Here is a 15,380-nt window from a genome sequence, read left to right as displayed (position 1 = left end):
TTACCAGGCGGCGAGGACATGTCCATCATCAGCACGGCCCGTCCGGGCGGCGTGACCGAGGCCAGGGGCCTGCTCTTCCACGGCGGCGATGCAGAGGAACTGCACCGGCTGGTGAGCACACGGTTCGCGCTGCACCGGATGTCATTGCGGGAGAACCACCCGGTCAGGGGCGGCTTCCGGTGCATCCACGAGGGCGCGATCGCGCTCTACGAACTCGGCTACGGCACCGGGACCGAGGTCGAGACCGGGGCCGACATCGCCCCCGGCGTCGCACCGGCCTTCCACAAGGTCCACGTCCTCCTCGTCGGCGCGCCCGAGGGCACGGCTCCGGGCACCGGCACGGCGGACGGCACCATGGCCCTCCCGTCGCCGTCACCGTCACCGACACCGACACCGACACCGACACACGGAATCATCGGACCCGGACCCGGACCCGGGTTCGGGTTCGAGCCGGGGCCCGGGTCCGAGCCGAGGCCGAGGTCGTGGCCGGCGCCCGGACCGGGGCCGGGTCCGGGTCCGGTAATGCGCCGGAACGCAGGGGCGACGGCAAACCTGGTCCTGATCATCCCGCGGCCGGTGCTCGACCGGGCCCTGGCCGTCCGCCTCGGCGAACTGCCGCGGGCACCACTGTTCTTCGCCCCGGTCTTCGACCACCGCCTGGGCGTGGTCGGCGCCTGGCTGGACCTCGTCCGGGCCTTCGCCGAGTTCGCCGCCTCCGGCCTGGCCGCCCGTTCCCCGCTGGCGACCGGACACTTCGAGCAGCTGCTGGTGAACGGCCTGCTGGACGCGCAGCCCCACGAACTCTCCCGCACGGTGGCCGGCCTCGGCCCGGCCGCCCTGCCGGGCGCGGTGCGCCGCGCCGCGGACTTCTGCGCCGAGCACGCCGACGAGCCGATATCGGTGGCCGACATGGCACGGGCCGCACGCGTCAGCGCGCGGAGCCTGCGGGACGGGTTCCGCACCCACCTCGGCACGACCCCGCTGGCCTACCTGCGGCGGATCCGGCTGGACCTGGCGCGCGACGACCTCCTGGCCATCGCAGCCGGGCGGGCCACCGGCACGGTCACGGACGTGGCCCTGCGCCGGGGCTTCACCCACCTGAGCCGCTTCACCGGCCACTACCGCAAGGCGTACGGGGAGACCCCGTCGCAGACGGTGCGTGGTGGGCGTGCCGTCCCCCGACGCCGCACGCACACCACGCACCGCACCCAGTGAACCCCGGAACCGGCCACCACCACTATCCGGAAACGGTGGCCGGATCTCGTCATTTCCGGCTGACGGCCCGATTCCGGCCCCGGCACCGGGGACGAGGCCGGCACCTGACCCAGCCCCGGCCCCGGCCTCGGACCCGGACCCAGCCCCGAATCCGGACCCGGACCCGGCCCCGGCCCCAGGCACCGGCCCCAGGCACCGTCAACAACTCCCTCTACCTCGGCGCTGCCTGTTGATCACTCATGCGCGGAGACCCCACGCACGTCCCCTGCCAGCACGAGCAGTTGGTCGACCGTCCACTGGTCATCGGCGTGCTCACCGTACTTACGGGCCACCACCCGTCCGCCCGGGGTGATCAGGAAGTCGGCGGGCAGACCGAACCGCCCGCCGCCGGGCAGCAGCACGGGCGGACGGGCCCGGCCGCGCAGCATTTCCAGGCCACCGACACCGATGGCGCGCAGCACCCGGGGCAATCCGCGGGGGCTCAGCAGGGAACGGTAGGAGGATTCCACCCCGAACTCTGCGTAGAGCCGCTTCGCCGGATCCGCGACCACGGGGAAGGGCAGGTCCTCGACGTGCGGGCGCAGCTCCTCCACCGGGGAATGGAAGACCACCACCTCACGGACCCCGGCGGCCTCGATCTCGGCGTTCCGCAACACCACGGAGCGCAGGTGCAGATGGCAGATCGGACACCCGGCGAAGCGCCGGAACTGCAGGTGGACCAGATGCTCGGGATCAGGCACGGCGACGAGCGCCCCACTCCCGACGGCGCCGAACTCGCGCCCCGGAACAACCGACCCAACGTCAATGCGCACGGGAACCCCTACGACAGCCGGACAGATTTAGGCGTACGACGTACACCCACAAGCGTAGGCGTATGCCGTACGCTGTCAACCGTCATGCCGCGCCCCCGCTCCCTCACCCCGGACCGACTGGCCGTCGCCGCCCTCGCCGTCATCGACCACGCGGGGCTCCCCGGCCTGTCCATGCGCGCCGTCGCCACCGAACTGGGCATCAGCACCATGGCCCTGTACCGGTACGTCCGCGACCGCGACGAACTGGAGGACCTGGTCCTCAAACTCGTCCTCGCCCGGGTCGACACCGCAGTTCCCTCCGACGCCCCCTGGCAGGACCGCGTCGAAACCCTCGGCACCCGTCTGCGCGACACCCTCGCCGCCCACCCGGGCGTCCTGCCTCTGACGATGACCCACCGACACGACTCCCAGCCGCTGCTGCACTGGACGGAAGCCGTCCTCGCAACCCTCTCGGAGGCGGTCCCGGAGCCGGCGGCCCGCGCCATCGCGCTACGCGCCCTTCTCTCCTACGTGATCGGCGCCATCCAACTGGAACACCTGGGCCCCCTCTCGGGTCCCGGCACCACCGCCATGTCCGAACTCCCGCCTGCCGACTTCCCCCATCTGACGGCCACCGCCCGTGCCGCCCGCACCCTCACCCCCACCGACGAGTTCCTCGGCGGCCTCCGCCTCCTCCTGCGCAACATGACCTGAGCAGCACGGGCTCTCCCCCTGCCGGGCGGACGGCACGGTGGGCGCCGTCCGGCGGCGCATCCACGACGGGCGGGCAGGGACCGGACCGGTCGTGCGCCGGATCACCACGCCTTGCGCTGGGTGCGTTCCTGGTCGGCGATCGCGGTGCGGCAGGCGTTCACGAAGGCGGTGAACTCGTCGTTCGTGCTGCGCGACCGGGCGCCGGGGGCGCTCGTGTCGCCGAACAGGCTCGCCCGAAGCTCCCAGGTCATCTCCAGCTGCGCCCCGCCCGTGGGCGCGCTTTCGTCGAAGGGGCGGAACGTGCGGTTGCAGATGTTGGTCTCCTCGTCCCCGTTGAGCCGCTCGGGGCCGTCCAGGACCGTGATCCCGAGCTTGTCCAGCTGGGTCTTCAGACGGGCCTTGAACGCCGCGTTGCGGCCGCCGACCACCACGAGCCGCTTGTCCGGGTGGCGCTCCGGGTACTTGCGCCACTCGTCGGGAACCGCCTGATCCCACTGGCATCCGTGCACGCTCAGGATGTTGTGGCTGGCGTAGGCCATCGACAGGGCGACCGGGTCGTCGCAGAGCGAGGACGTGACGTGCAGCTCGCTGTTGTTCTTGAACTTCAGCCCCTCGAACATCCAGTAGTCGTAGCGCGGCGCACCGGGCTCCTTCGGCTGCAGCTCCCCCGTCGCCTGCGGGACGTACCCGGCGATGCCCAGGCACACCTCGCTGGTCCCGGGCTCGATCTGGCCGCCGTGGATCGCCAGGACGGTGGTCAGGGCGTACGGAAGGCCCGTCCCTGGGCCGTCGTCGCTCATCTCGTGCCGCTTGTACCGCCGGGCGTAGTCGTACCCCTCGCCGTAGCCCGCACCCTTCTCCGCGAGATCGCGGTACAGGTCGGTGTTGCTGTAACCCGGGTCGATCGGATAGCTCGTCCCCGCGTACGCCTTCGACGGCCCGAGCCCGCCCCCCAGCGGCACGCTCGCCGCCGCCGCGAATCCGGTCAACAGCATGCGCCTGGTCGTGGCCATGAGGTTCCCCCCTCAAGTCAAGATCGAATTCGGCGAGCGCAAGCTACACGCCCCACCGGACAGCCGCACCCCAATACGGCAGACTGGAGGTTTGGCCGCCCGCGCCCGGGCGGCCACCCCGTCCAGGAAGGTACGTGCGTGAACGGGCCTCTCATCGTCCAGAGCGACAAGACCCTCCTTCTGGAGGTCGACCACGAGCTCGCCGAGCCGGCGCGGCGCGCCATCGCGCCGTTCGCCGAGCTGGAGCGTGCGCCCGAGCACATCCACACCTACCGGATCACGCCGCTGGGCCTGTGGAACGCGCGGGCCGCCGGGCACGACGCCGAGCAGGTCGTGGACGCGCTGGTGGAGTACTCCCGCTATCCGGTGCCGCACGCGCTGCTCGTCGACGTCGCCGAGACGATGGCCCGCTACGGGCGGCTCACCCTGTCCAAGCACCCCACCCACGGGCTGGTGCTCACCAGCACCGACCGGCCCGTGCTGGAGGAGATCCTCCGGTCCAAGCGGATCATCCCGCTCGTCGGTGCCCGGATCGACGCGGACAGCGTCGTGGTGCACCCCTCCGAGCGCGGGCAGATCAAGCAGACCCTGCTCAAGCTCGGCTGGCCGGCGGAGGACCTCGCCGGGTACGTCGACGGCGAGGCGCACCCCATCGAGCTCGCCGAGGACGGCTGGCAGCTGCGCCCGTACCAGCGGCAGGCCGTGGACGGCTTCTGGCACGGCGGCTCCGGCGTGGTCGTGCTGCCCTGCGGCGCCGGCAAGACCCTGGTCGGCGCGGGCGCCATGGCCGAGGCCAAGGCGACCACGCTGATCCTGGTGACGAACACCGTCTCGGCCCGCCAGTGGAAGCACGAGCTGGTCAAGCGGACCTCGCTGACCGAGGACGAGATCGGCGAGTACAGCGGCACCCGGAAGGAGATCCGTCCGGTCACCATCGCCACCTACCAGGTGCTGACCACGAAGCGGAAGGGCATCTACCCGCACCTGGAGCTGTTCGACTCCCGGGACTGGGGCCTGATCGTCTACGACGAGGTGCACCTGCTGCCCGCGCCGGTCTTCAAGTTCACCGCCGACCTCCAGGCCCGCCGGCGGCTCGGCCTGACCGCCACCCTGGTCCGTGAGGACGGCCGCGAGTCCGACGTGTTCTCCCTGATCGGGCCGAAGCGTTTCGACGCGCCCTGGAAGGAGATCGAGGCACAGGGCTACATCGCGCCCGCGGACTGCGTCGAGGTCCGGGTGAACCTCACCGAGAGCGAGCGCCTCGCCTACGCGACCGCCGAAACCGAGGAGAAGTACCGCTTCTGCGCCACCACCGCGACCAAGCGGAAGGTCACGGAAGCACTCGTCCGCAAGCACCGGGGCGAGCAGACGCTGGTCATCGGCCAGTACATCGACCAGCTCGACGAGCTGGGCGAGCACCTGGACGCGCCCGTGATCAAGGGCGAGACCTCCAACGCCCAGCGCGAGAAGCTCTTCGACGCCTTCCGCCAGGGCGAGATCAGCGTCCTGGTGGTGTCCAAGGTGGCGAACTTCTCCATCGACCTGCCGGAAGCGACCGTGGCCATCCAGGTCTCCGGAACCTTCGGCTCCCGCCAGGAGGAGGCCCAGCGTCTGGGCCGGGTCCTCCGTCCGAAGGCGGACGGCCACGAGGCGCGCTTCTACTCGGTGGTCGCCCGGGACACCATCGACCAGGACTTCGCCGCGCACCGCCAGCGCTTCCTGGCCGAACAGGGCTACGCCTACCGGATCATGGACGCGGACGAGGTCCTCAAGGGCGACTGACCGACGGACCCAGGGGCCGCCGGCGTCATCTGCGTATGACGCCGGCCTCCTCGCCGTATTCGCCCAGAAGGGCGACGCTGAACGCGCTCGCGGTGAAGACCTTCGCCGCGCGCAGCAGGCTGCCGAGACGGTGCTTGGGGTGGGATTCGGAAAGGGCGGTGGCGCCGCTCGGGCGGGCGCCCTGGTTCGGGGTGAGAGTTGCGGTGCTCATGAATCCATGGTGCGCCGCCGACCCGCGCCGCACATCGGTCCTCAGAGCCAATCTCCGCCCCCCTGTGTCCCTCCCAGGTCTGACGTCCTGCGGTACTACACCCGTACGGTCCCCTAGGGGTCGGCCGGGAAATCCGTTCGCGCCGCACCGCCCTCCTGACTAGAATCTCCGCTCTTGCCCGCCTCCTCCGCCGCCATCACCGGGGAGTGCTGCCGTCCGGTCGGAACCGGACGGCCGAACGACCGAACGCGCACGTCCAGGAGCAGGAGAGCAGGAGGCAGTCCGTGCCCGCGCACGTCCCCGACACCGTCACCGACGCCGAGACCGAAGCCGAGACCGGGGCCGAAACCGTCCCCGACGCCGGCCCCCGCCCCGACGCCGAAGCCGTCCCGGACGCCGGCCCCCACCCCGACGCCGAAGCCGTCCCGGACGCCGGCCCCCACCCCGACGCCGAAGCCGTCCCGGACGCCGGCCCCCTCGCCCGCGAACGCGCCCACCTCGCCGCCTCCCGCGCCGCGCTCCGCGCCATGCGCGAGGACGTCGAAGCCCTCGACATCCGCGACGTCACGGCGAACTGGGTCAACGCCATCGTCCTCCAGGCCCAGATCGACGACCGCATCAAGGCCCTGGCCGACCTCGCCCACACCCCCCTCTTCTTCGGCCGCCTGGACTACCTCCACGCCCCCGGCGCCGACCTCGCGGAGGGCGCCGAGGGGGAGCAGTTCTACATCGGCCGCCGCCACGTCCACGACGGCGACGGCGACCCCATGGTGATCGACTGGCGCGCCCCCGTCTCCCAGCCCTTCTACCGGGCCTCCAAGAAGGATCCGCAGGACGTCGCCCTCCGCCGCCGCTTCGGCTACACCGGCGGCGACCTCACCGCCTACGAGGACGAGCACCTCTCCGACCCCGCCGAGGCGGCCGCCGTCTCCAAGCTGCTCCAGCAGGAGATCGAACGCCCCCGCGTCGGCCCCATGCGCGACATCGTGGCCACCATCCAGCCCGAGCAGGACGAGATCGTCCGCTCCGGCCTGTCCGGCTCCGTCTGCGTGCAGGGCGGCCCCGGCACCGGGAAGACGGCCGTCGGCCTGCACCGGGTCGCCTACCTCCTCTACGCCCACCGCGAGCGCCTCGCCCGCACCGGCACCCTGGTCATCGGGCCGAACCGGTCCTTCCTCCACTACATCGAGCAGGTCCTCCCCGCCCTCGGCGAGCTGGAGGTCAAGCAGGCCACCGTGGACGACCTGGTGGCCCGCGAGGACGCCCCGGTCCGCGCCGCCGACCCCGCCGCGACCGCGGTCGTCAAGGGCGACGCCAAGATGGCCGAGGTGCTGCGTCGCGCCGTCCGCTCGCACGTCTCCGCGCCCGCCGAGGCCCTGATGGTGGTCCGCGGTTCGCGCCGCTGGCGCGTCCCGGCGTACGAGCTGGAGGAGATCGTCACCGAGCTGCGCGAACGCGACATCCGCTACGGCGCCGCCCGCGACGCCCTCCCGCAGCGCATCGCCCACGCCGTGCTCGTCCGGATGGAGCAGGCCGGCGAGGCCCCGGACGACCGGGTCCAGGACGCGGTGGCCCGCAACGCCGCCGTGAAGGCCGCCGTCAAGCAGATCTGGCCGGCCGTGGACCCGGCCAAGCTGGTGCTGCGGCTGCTCTCCGACCCCGGCTTCCTCGCCGAGCACGCCGAAGGGCTCCTCACGGCCGACGAGCAGCAGCTGCTGCTCTGGCCGAAGCCGTTCCGCAGCGTGAAGTCCGCCAAGTGGTCCCCGGCCGACCTGGTCCTCATCGACGAGGCGGCCGACCTGGTCGAACGCACCCCCTCCCTCGGTCACGTCGTGCTCGACGAGGCCCAGGACCTGTCCCCCATGCAGTACCGGGCGGTGGGCCGCCGCTGCACCACCGGCTCGGCGACCGTCCTCGGCGACCTCGCCCAGGGCACCACCCCCTGGGCCACCCGCAGCTGGACCGAGGCGCTCACCCACCTCGGCAAGCCGGAGGCGGTGCTGGAGGAGCTCACCGCGGGCTTCCGCGTGCCGCGCGAGGTGATCGCGTACGCCTCCCGCCTGCTCCCCGCGATCTCCCCGGGCCTGACCGCGGTCTCCTCGGTCCGCGAGACGCCCGGCTCGCTGGCGGTGACACCGGTGGCGGACCCGGAGGAGCTCACTCCGGCGGTGGTGGCGGCCTGCCGCGCGGCGCTCGCGCACGAGGGCTCGATCGGCCTGATCGCCGCCGACGCGCGCATCCCCGTGTTGGCCGGGGCACTGCTGGCGGCCGGCCTGCCGTACCTCTCGCCCGGCGAGGAGACCACCGCCGAGTCCCGGCTGACCCTGGTGCCGGCCTCGCTGGCCAAGGGCCTGGAGTACGACTACGTGGTCCTGGACGAGCCGGCCGCTGTGGTCGACGGCGAACCCGACGAACGGACCGGCCTGCGCCGCCTCTACGTCTGCCTGACCCGGGCCGTGTCCGGCCTGACGGCGGTGCACGCGACGCCGCTGCCCGCGGCACTGGCCGCCTGAGCGGAACCCCTCCCCGTACGCGGGCCCGGCCTGATCAGAAGGCCACGGCCGGGTGGCGGGTCCGGCGGCGGGCCGGGCGGTCCGCCGTGACCAGCCAGGACGTACTGAGCAGGCGGACCGTGCCGTCGGGCCCCGCGTGGCCGGCGAGGTGGTCGGTGAGCGCCTCGCGGGCCCGGGCCCGGGCGGTCCCTTCGGCCTGCCCCATGAGGTGCCGGCCGGGGCCGGTGGCCAGGAGGAAGTCCGCCGCGTCGGCGGCGTCCCGGCCCCAGGTGCCGTACGCCGTCACCTCGTCGACCGCGATGCCCGTGTAGCCGGCGGCGGTGAGTAGGGCGCGGACGCGGTCGGGGTCGGCCAGCGAGAACATGCCGGGCCCGTCGCCCGGGGAGGCGAAGCCGCCCACCGGCAGGATGCCGTCCAGGGAGGCCATGGCCGTCACCCAGCCGTTGTCCCCGGGGGCGGCGGGACAGACGAAGGCGAGGCGGCCGCCGGGACGGAGGGCGCGCCCGACGTTGCCGAACGCCGCCTCGGGGTCTCCGTAGAACATCACGCCGTAACGGCTGACGGCCGCGTCGAACGCCGCCGCCCCGAAGGCGTGCACCTGGGCGTCGGCCCGGAGGAAGGACACGTTCGCCGGTCCTCCGGCGGCCGCACGGGCCCGCGCCTCGGCGAGCATGGGGCCCGAGAGGTCCACGCCCAGGGCGTGGCCGCCGGGGGCGCGGCGGGCGGCGAGGCGCGTGGTGTGGCCGGCGCCGCAGCCGAGGTCGAGGGTGCGGCGGTCGCCGGTGACGGCGGCGGCGGTCAGCAGGGGCTCGTCGAAGCCCCCGTTGACGGCGTTCCAGCGGTCCTGGTTGCGGGCCCAGTGGGTGCCTTCGGGGCCGTTCCACGCGGTCGCCTGCTCGGTGTTGACGATCTCCGGCACAGAAGCCTCCTCGACGGACTGACTGACGGACGGACGGACGGATGAGCGGACGAGAGAATGGGCATGCGCCCAAACCTCTGCGCACCACAGTATGGGCAAGCGCCCATACTGTGAAGGCCGATTACCATCCAGGCCGTAGGGCAGCGGAGTACGACGAAGCAGTACGCGGCGCAGTACGGCAACGCAGTACGGCAACGCAGTACGGCGGCGGAGAGGACGGCAGGACATGTCACCGCGTGGAGTGGCGACCCCCGACGTGCGGGAGCGCCTGTTCGCGGCCGCGGAGCGCGTGGTCGAGAGGGACGGGCCGGGCGCGCTGACCAGCCGCGCCGTCACCACCGAGGCGGGCTGCGCCAAGGGCCTGCTGCACACGCACTTCGCGGGCTTCGACGAATTCGTGGCCGAGCTCGTCCTCGACCGGTTCGCGCGCACCGCACGGCGGGCCGGCGCCCTGTCCGGGCTCGCCGGACGGGGGACGGTCGCCGGGAACCTGGACGCCGTCGTCCTCGCCCTGTTCGACTCCGGCGGTCCCGCCCTGTCGGGCCTCGCCATGGCCCGCCCGGCCGCCTCCCTCCGCGTCCGCGAGGCGTTCCGGGCCGGTGCGCCCGGCTTCGCGGCGATCGAGGAGGCCGTCGCCGACTACCTCCGCGCCGAACGCGAGACCGGCCGGGTGCCGCGCCGCGTCGACCCCGGGACGGCCGCCCTCGCCCTCGTCGGCACCTGCCACCACCTGCTGATGACCTCATGGCCGGGCACGCCCGACCCCCGGCCCGCCGTACGCCGGCTCGTCGCCCAGCTCGTGGACGAGCAGGACGGCACGCAGGACGCCGAGCAAGGCGGCGAGCAGGACGCCGCGCAAGACGACGCGCAGGACGGCGTACGCGGCAGCTAGCCGGCCCGCACGCCCTCGGCGGCCACCGCCCCGCGCGAGCCGGTGACGACCCGGGAGACACCGCCCCGGTCCAGCCGCATCGCGGCGACCACGAGGCCGATGGCCGTCAGGGTCATGGCCGCGCCCGCCCAGGCCGTCGCGGCGAAGCCCAGGTCCGCGTCGATCACCGTGCCGCCCAGCCACGGCCCGCCCGTGTTGCCCAGGTTGAAGGCGGCCGTGGTGGTCGCTCCGGCCAGCGTCGGCGCCGCACCGGCCACGTTGAACATCCGGGCGTTCAGCGCCGGAGCGGTGAAGAAGGCGGAGACCCCGAGCAGGAAGGACAGGCCGACCGCGGCCACCGCGGCCGAGGCGAACAGGGCCAGTGCCGTCAGGAAGACGGTGGAGGCCACGATGCCCCAGATCATCACGCCGAACAGATGGGCGTCGGCGACCCGCCCGCCGACGGTGGTGCCGATCAGCGCGCCCACCCCGAACAGCGCCAGGACCCACGGCACCCATCCGGACCCCAGTCCCGCCACGTCCGTGAGCAGCGGCGCCAGGTAGCTGAAGGCGCAGAACACGCCGCCGGCCGCCAGCGCGGTGACGCCGATGGCCAGCCAGACCTGCTTGTCGCGGTAGATGCCCAGCTCACGGCCGAGGCTCGGCCGGGTCTCGGGCAGCGGGATCCTCGGGACCCGGAGCAGGATGCCGACCAGGGCGACCGCGGAGGCCGCCCCGACCGCCCAGAACGCCGAACGCCAGCCCAGGTGCTCGCCGAGGAAGGCTCCGGCCGGGACGCCCAGCACGTTGGCGATGGACAGGCCGCCGATCATCACGGCCATGGCGCGCGCCCGGGAGTCGACCGGGACCATGGCGATGGCCACGGCCGCGCCGACCGCCCAGAACCCGGCGCAGGCCAGGGCCGCGACCACCCGCGAGGCGAAGAGCAGCTCGTACGAGGGCGCCAGGGCGCCCGCGACCTGGCCCAGCCCGAAGAGGGTGATCAGGGCGATGAGGGTGGTCCGGCGGGGCAGCCGGAGGGTGGCCACGGCCAGCAGCGGCGCGCCGACGACCATGCCGATGGCGAACGCGGATATGAGCAGGCCCGCCTGCGGGATGGTGACGCCCATGTCCTCGGCGATGGGCGGCAGCAGCCCCGAGAGCATGAATTCGCTCGTGCCGAGCGCGAAGACGGACAGGCCGAGGACGTAGACGGCCACGGGCATTCGGGTGCGTTCGGCGTTTGTGGGCATGAAGGGGATCAACCCCGCCGAAGCCCGCCGCATTCCCGCAGGGGATCAGGGCTCGGTCGCCACGGGATCAGGGCTCGATCAGCGTGGCCAGCTCCGCCGCCAGGTTGCGGCGTGCCGCCGCCTCCCAGCGGGCGGTCCCGTACGGCGTACGGAACAGCCGGGGCAGGTCCAGCAGCTGCCGCAGCACGGCCGCCCGGCCCGCCCGGAAGGCGTCCTCCGGCACGAAGGAGTACTCGTCGCGCACGGCGGCCACGTACGCCGCGTACGCGTCCGGGCCCCCGGCCAGCACCGCCAGGTCGGCGTCGCACAGCACCTCGCCGTTGGTGTCGCCGGGCGCCGGGTGATGGGTGACGGTGAGCCGGACCAGCCGGGCCACCTCGGCGGTCCGCTCCGCGTCGACGCCGAGCTCGGACAGGGCCCGCTCGGCGAGGACGGCGCTGCGCTCCTCGTTCTCGGACCGGTCCGGCCGGTACACCGCGTCGTGGAACCAGGCGGCGAGGCGTACGGCGTGCACGTCGGCGGCGTGCCCGGCCAGCACGTCGACGTGCGCGAGCACCGCGGCGAGGTGGACGGTGGTGTGGTACCGCCGCTGCGGCTCCGCCCAGGCGGCGAGCAGGCGGCTGGCGTAGGGCGCGGGGTCGCGCAGGGCGCCGGCCGCGGTGGCGGTGTCGTTCCAGGCGGCTGCCAGCTCCCGCTCCAGCTGCGCGATGTCGGTGTGCATGCGGTCATTGTGCTGTGCCGGTGTGGTCTCCCTGTGGGGGTGGCGTGATTGTGCTGGTGAAGCGTGGCGGGAGCCCCGTACCCTGGAGATTGGACTAGACCTGTTGTCCCTACTTCGAAGGACGGGATCAGATGAGCAACCGAGCAGTCCTGGAGGTGATCGCCCTCGACGTGGAGGACGCGGTCGCGGCCCGGGCCGGTGGAGCCGACCGGCTGGAACTGGTCACGGACATGGCTGCGGACGGGCTCACTCCGTCACGTGCGACCTTCGCGGCGATCCGCGCCGCCGTCGACATCCCGCTGCGCGTGATGCTCCGCCTGTCCGACGGATTCGCCGCAGGTGACGAGGCCGCCGTGGCCGCGCTCGCCGCCGAGGCGCGGGCCCTGCGCGCGGAGGGCGCCGACCAGTTCGTGCTCGGCTTCCTCGACCCGGACGGCGCCCCGGACCTGGCCGCCGTCGAGGAGCTCCTCGCGGAACTGCACGGCTGCCGCTGGACCTTCCACCGGGCCATCGACCGGTGCGCCGACCGCGGCCGGCTCCGCAAGGCCCTCGCCGACCTGCCCGGCCTGGACACCTACCTGACCGCGGGCTCCGCGAAGGGCGTGACCGAGGGCCTGCCCGTCCTGCTCGCGGAAGCGGCACGCACCGGCGAACCCGGCTACCAGGCGCAGATCATGGTCGGCGGCGGCCTCACCCTGGAACACCTCCCGGTGCTCCTGGACGCCGGCATCGACGCCTTCCACATCGGCGGCGCGGCCCGCCCGCACGGCTGGTCCGGCCCGGTCTCCGCGTCCGCGGTCGAGGAGTGGCGCAAGGCCCTGGCGTAGCGGCGGCGGCCGTCGCCGTTACGGGGTCAGCGTGGACAGCTCCAGCTCGACGCCGAAGGGGACCGGCCGCTTCAGCACGTCACGGAAGATCCCGGCGGCACCGTACGCACCGGCCGGTGCATCCAGCTCGTAGACGTGAACCACGGGGGAGCCCTGCTCCTCCCGCACCCACCAGTAGTGCGGGATGCCGGCCTCCGCGTACTTGCGCAGCTTGACCGTGGTGTCCCGGTGGGCGGAGTCGGGAGAGGCGACCTCCACCACGAGCAGGACTTCTTCCGGGGCGAACCAGGTGCGGTCGGGGTCGTACGCGGCGGTCGTCGCCAGCACGTCCGGCTCAAGGCGGTTGCGCCGGTCGAGCGTCACCGTCATCTCCCGCGCGATCTCGACACCCGGAAGCTCCTGCGCCCCGAGCCCGAGGGTGAGCGCGGTGACGACGTGGCTGTGCCACCACCTCTGGGGAGTCCTGAAGACGAAAGAGCCGTCGATCAGCTCGGTATGCCGTGGAGCTTCCGGGAGGTGGTCCAGGTCCTCGGCGTACCAACCCTCCGCGCGCGGTGGGTACATCCAGTCGGGCAGGGAAGCCATGGCGCCCACCGTAGCGCCGTGGCGGCGGAATGCGGGCCGTACGCTCAGGGAGCCGGGCGGCCCTTCGGGCGCCGCAGGCCCGCCTCCGTCAGGCGCCGGACGAGCTCCTTGCTTCCGATCTCGACCGCCCCCGCCGCCACCGCGTCCGCGTAGCGGTGCGACGGCACGTCGTAGTGGTCCCGCTCGAACGCCTTCGGCGGGCAGCCGATGCCCGCCGCGAAGGCGTGCAGCTCCTCGTACGAGACGTCGCTGACCAGGTGCGACCACATGCGGCCGTGGCCCGGCCAGGTCGGCGGGTCGATGTAGACCGTCACTCGGAGAACCGCCCGAAGCCGCCCATCACCGGGCCCAGCGCGCCCACCGACGCCACCTTCACGCCCGCCTTCCCGCACACCCAGTGCGGATCCGGACCCAACTCCGGCTCCACGTCGAGCGCGTGCGGATCCCCGTGGGAGCAGACCGGGCAGAGCGGCCAGCGGCCGTACTTCTCCAGCAGGGCGTCCTGCACGTCCTGGGCGACCAGCCCGGGAAGGTAGTCGACGCCCTCGGGCCACTGCTCCACCCACCACCGGCGGTGCACCACCGAGTCCTCGACCAGGGAGACGACGTCGGCCTCGGCGACCTCGCCCGCGACGAGATCGGCGAGCACGAGAGCGCGGGCGGCATGAAGCGCCTGTTCCAGGGGGGTCGCGTGGTCCATGTGGCCATTTTGACCCCTACCTCCTCCCAATGGGGGATTCCCGGCGCACAAACCCCGCCCGCACGACAACCGCCCGGCAGGCCCACCCGCCGCCGTGGCCCCGCGCTGTCACCATGACCGGACAGTACGTCCACGACCGGACGGTACGTCGCCGGCCGCGTCCACGACCGTGTCCGAGGTATCCCGAGCCGAGCCACGAGGAGCCAACCCCGATGAACGGCACCCCCGGCGCCCCCGGCGCCCCCGCGTACGCCGAACTCCGCGCCCGGCTCGACACCCTCACCACCGAGGCGTTCCGCCCCGAACTCGCCGGGATCGACCGCCTCCCCACCCTCGACATCGCGCGCGCCATGAACACCGAGGACGCCGCCGTCCCCGCCGCCGTGGCCGCCGAACTCCCGAAGATCGCCGCCGCCGTCGACGCCGTCGCCGCCCGCATGGCCCGCGGCGGCCGCCTCGTCTACGCGGGCGCCGGTACGGCCGGACGCCTCGGCGTGCTCGACGCCAGCGAATGCCCGCCCACCTTCAACACCGACCCGGCCGACGTGGTCGGGCTGATCGCGGGCGGCCCGGCCGCCATGTCCACCGCCGTCGAGGGCGCCGAGGACTCCGCGGAGCTCGCCGCCGCCGACCTCACCGCACTCGGGCTCACCGCCGAGGACACCGTGGTCGGCATCTCCGCCTCCGGCCGCACCCCGTACGCGGTCGGCGCCGTCGAGTTCGCCCGTACGCGCGGTGCGCTGACGGTCGGCCTGTCCTGCAACGCCGGCTCCGCGCTCGCCGCGGCCGCCGAGCACGGCATCGAGGTGGTCACCGGACCGGAACTCCTCACCGGCTCCACCCGGTTGAAGGCCGGCACCGCTCAGAAGCTGGTGCTCAACATGCTGTCGACGATCACGATGATCCGGCTGGGCAAGACCTACGGGAACCTGATGGTCGACGTCCGGGCCACCAACGACAAGCTGCGCGCCCGCTCCCGCCGCATCGTCGCCCTCGCGACGGACGCCCCGGACGAGGAGATCGAGGCCGCCCTGACCGCCACCGGCGGCGAGGTCAAGCCCGCCATCCTCGTCGTCCTCGGCGGCGTCGACGCGCAGACCGCCGCCGACCTCCTCACCACCACCGCCGGCCACCTCCGCCCCGCCCTCACCCTGGCCCTGTCCGCAACCCGCTGACTGCCCCCGGTGTGGGCAGGCGTTCCGCCCCCGGTGTGGGCAGGCGCTCCGCCCCCGGTGTGGGCAGGCGTTCCGCAGGGCGGAACGGGT

At 73.3% G+C, this 15,380-nt stretch carries 16 protein-coding genes; 7 read left to right on the top strand and 9 right to left on the bottom strand.

Annotation, left to right across the window (positions count from 1 at the left end; genetic code table 11):
- Window positions 1-18 precede the first annotated feature (18 nt).
- Window positions 19-1,215 (top strand): AraC family transcriptional regulator, encoded by a 1,197-nt coding sequence (locus AB0O36_RS23170; protein WP_365113533.1) that lies wholly within the window; start codon window positions 19-21, stop codon window positions 1,213-1,215.
- 233 nt (window positions 1,216-1,448) lie between these two features.
- Here the strand turns inward: AB0O36_RS23170 and AB0O36_RS23165 are convergent, their stop codons facing one another.
- A complete protein-coding gene (locus AB0O36_RS23165; protein WP_365113531.1) occupies window positions 1,449-1,955 on the bottom strand; it encodes a peroxiredoxin-like family protein in 507 nt (168 codons plus the stop codon).
- Window positions 1,956-2,111: 156 nt separating this feature from the next.
- On the opposite strand from AB0O36_RS23165, the gene AB0O36_RS23160 reads away from it, so the two are divergent.
- Window positions 2,112-2,720, top strand: a complete 609-nt coding sequence (locus tag AB0O36_RS23160; protein WP_365113529.1) for a TetR/AcrR family transcriptional regulator C-terminal domain-containing protein — start codon at window positions 2,112-2,114, stop codon at window positions 2,718-2,720.
- Between the two features lie 101 nt (window positions 2,721-2,821).
- On the opposite strand, the gene AB0O36_RS23155 is transcribed toward AB0O36_RS23160, so the two are convergent.
- A complete protein-coding gene (locus AB0O36_RS23155; RefSeq protein ID WP_365113527.1) occupies window positions 2,822-3,733 on the bottom strand; it encodes a poly-gamma-glutamate hydrolase family protein in 912 nt (303 codons plus the stop codon).
- A 138-nt stretch (window positions 3,734-3,871) separates the two neighbouring features.
- Here AB0O36_RS23155 and AB0O36_RS23150 point away from each other — a divergent pair, with 138 nt between their 5' ends.
- The gene (locus AB0O36_RS23150; protein WP_365113525.1) at window positions 3,872-5,515 is read left to right on the top strand and encodes a DNA repair helicase XPB; all 1,644 of its coding nucleotides are present in this window, start codon (window positions 3,872-3,874) and stop codon (window positions 5,513-5,515) included.
- A 25-nt stretch (window positions 5,516-5,540) separates the two neighbouring features.
- Here the strand turns inward: AB0O36_RS23150 and AB0O36_RS23145 are convergent, their stop codons facing one another.
- The gene (locus tag AB0O36_RS23145; RefSeq protein WP_365113523.1) at window positions 5,541-5,726 is read right to left on the bottom strand and encodes a hypothetical protein; all 186 of its coding nucleotides are present in this window, start codon (window positions 5,724-5,726) and stop codon (window positions 5,541-5,543) included.
- Window positions 5,727-6,253: 527 nt separating this feature from the next.
- Between AB0O36_RS23145 and AB0O36_RS23140 the strand changes: the two genes are divergently transcribed.
- Window positions 6,254-8,239 (top strand): AAA family ATPase, encoded by a 1,986-nt coding sequence (locus AB0O36_RS23140; RefSeq protein ID WP_365113614.1) that lies wholly within the window; start codon window positions 6,254-6,256, stop codon window positions 8,237-8,239.
- Between the two features lie 34 nt (window positions 8,240-8,273).
- Here AB0O36_RS23140 and AB0O36_RS23135 read toward each other — a convergent pair whose 3' ends face one another.
- A complete protein-coding gene (locus AB0O36_RS23135; protein ID WP_365113521.1) occupies window positions 8,274-9,158 on the bottom strand; it encodes a class I SAM-dependent methyltransferase in 885 nt (294 codons plus the stop codon).
- A gap of 226 nt (window positions 9,159-9,384) precedes the next feature.
- On the opposite strand from AB0O36_RS23135, the gene AB0O36_RS23130 reads away from it, so the two are divergent.
- The gene (locus AB0O36_RS23130) at window positions 9,385-10,050 is read left to right on the top strand and encodes a TetR/AcrR family transcriptional regulator (RefSeq protein WP_365113519.1); all 666 of its coding nucleotides are present in this window, start codon (window positions 9,385-9,387) and stop codon (window positions 10,048-10,050) included.
- Here AB0O36_RS23130 and AB0O36_RS23125 read toward each other — a convergent pair.
- A complete protein-coding gene (locus AB0O36_RS23125; protein ID WP_365113612.1) occupies window positions 10,047-11,255 on the bottom strand; it encodes a Cmx/CmrA family chloramphenicol efflux MFS transporter in 1,209 nt (402 codons plus the stop codon). The two genes, AB0O36_RS23130 and AB0O36_RS23125, sit on opposite strands and share 4 nt — an antisense overlap.
- Before the next feature lie 94 nt (window positions 11,256-11,349).
- The gene (locus AB0O36_RS23120; protein ID WP_365113517.1) at window positions 11,350-12,003 is read right to left on the bottom strand and encodes a hypothetical protein; all 654 of its coding nucleotides are present in this window, start codon (window positions 12,001-12,003) and stop codon (window positions 11,350-11,352) included.
- A gap of 131 nt (window positions 12,004-12,134) precedes the next feature.
- Between AB0O36_RS23120 and AB0O36_RS23115 the strand changes: the two genes are divergently transcribed.
- Window positions 12,135-12,830: a copper homeostasis protein CutC gene (locus AB0O36_RS23115; protein ID WP_365113515.1), complete on the top strand. Its 696-nt coding sequence runs from the start codon at window positions 12,135-12,137 to the stop codon at window positions 12,828-12,830.
- Between the two features lie 18 nt (window positions 12,831-12,848).
- Here AB0O36_RS23115 and AB0O36_RS23110 read toward each other — a convergent pair whose 3' ends face one another.
- Genes AB0O36_RS23110 through AB0O36_RS23100 form a run of 3 tightly spaced genes read right to left on the bottom strand, consistent with a single transcriptional unit; the run spans window position 12,849 to window position 14,115 of the window.
- On the bottom strand, window positions 12,849-13,415 hold the full coding sequence (locus AB0O36_RS23110) for a Uma2 family endonuclease (RefSeq protein ID WP_365113513.1): 567 nt from the start codon (window positions 13,413-13,415) through the stop codon (window positions 12,849-12,851).
- A 44-nt stretch (window positions 13,416-13,459) separates the two neighbouring features.
- Window positions 13,460-13,729 (bottom strand): DUF4031 domain-containing protein, encoded by a 270-nt coding sequence (locus tag AB0O36_RS23105; RefSeq protein ID WP_365113511.1) that lies wholly within the window; start codon window positions 13,727-13,729, stop codon window positions 13,460-13,462.
- On the bottom strand, window positions 13,726-14,115 hold the full coding sequence (locus AB0O36_RS23100) for a hypothetical protein (protein ID WP_365113509.1): 390 nt from the start codon (window positions 14,113-14,115) through the stop codon (window positions 13,726-13,728). Before AB0O36_RS23100 ends, AB0O36_RS23105 begins: the two co-directional genes overlap by 4 nt.
- Window positions 14,116-14,327: 212 nt before the next feature.
- Between AB0O36_RS23100 and murQ the strand changes: the two genes are divergently transcribed.
- A complete protein-coding gene (gene murQ, locus AB0O36_RS23095) occupies window positions 14,328-15,290 on the top strand; it encodes an N-acetylmuramic acid 6-phosphate etherase (RefSeq protein ID WP_365113507.1) in 963 nt (320 codons plus the stop codon).
- The last annotated feature ends 90 nt before the right edge of the window (window positions 15,291-15,380 follow it).

The sequence above is a fragment of the Streptomyces sp. NPDC089799 genome (genome assembly GCF_040684755.1).
Lineage (GTDB): Bacteria > Actinomycetota > Actinomycetes > Streptomycetales > Streptomycetaceae > Streptomyces.
This window is presented reverse-complemented; position numbering and strand designations above follow the sequence as displayed.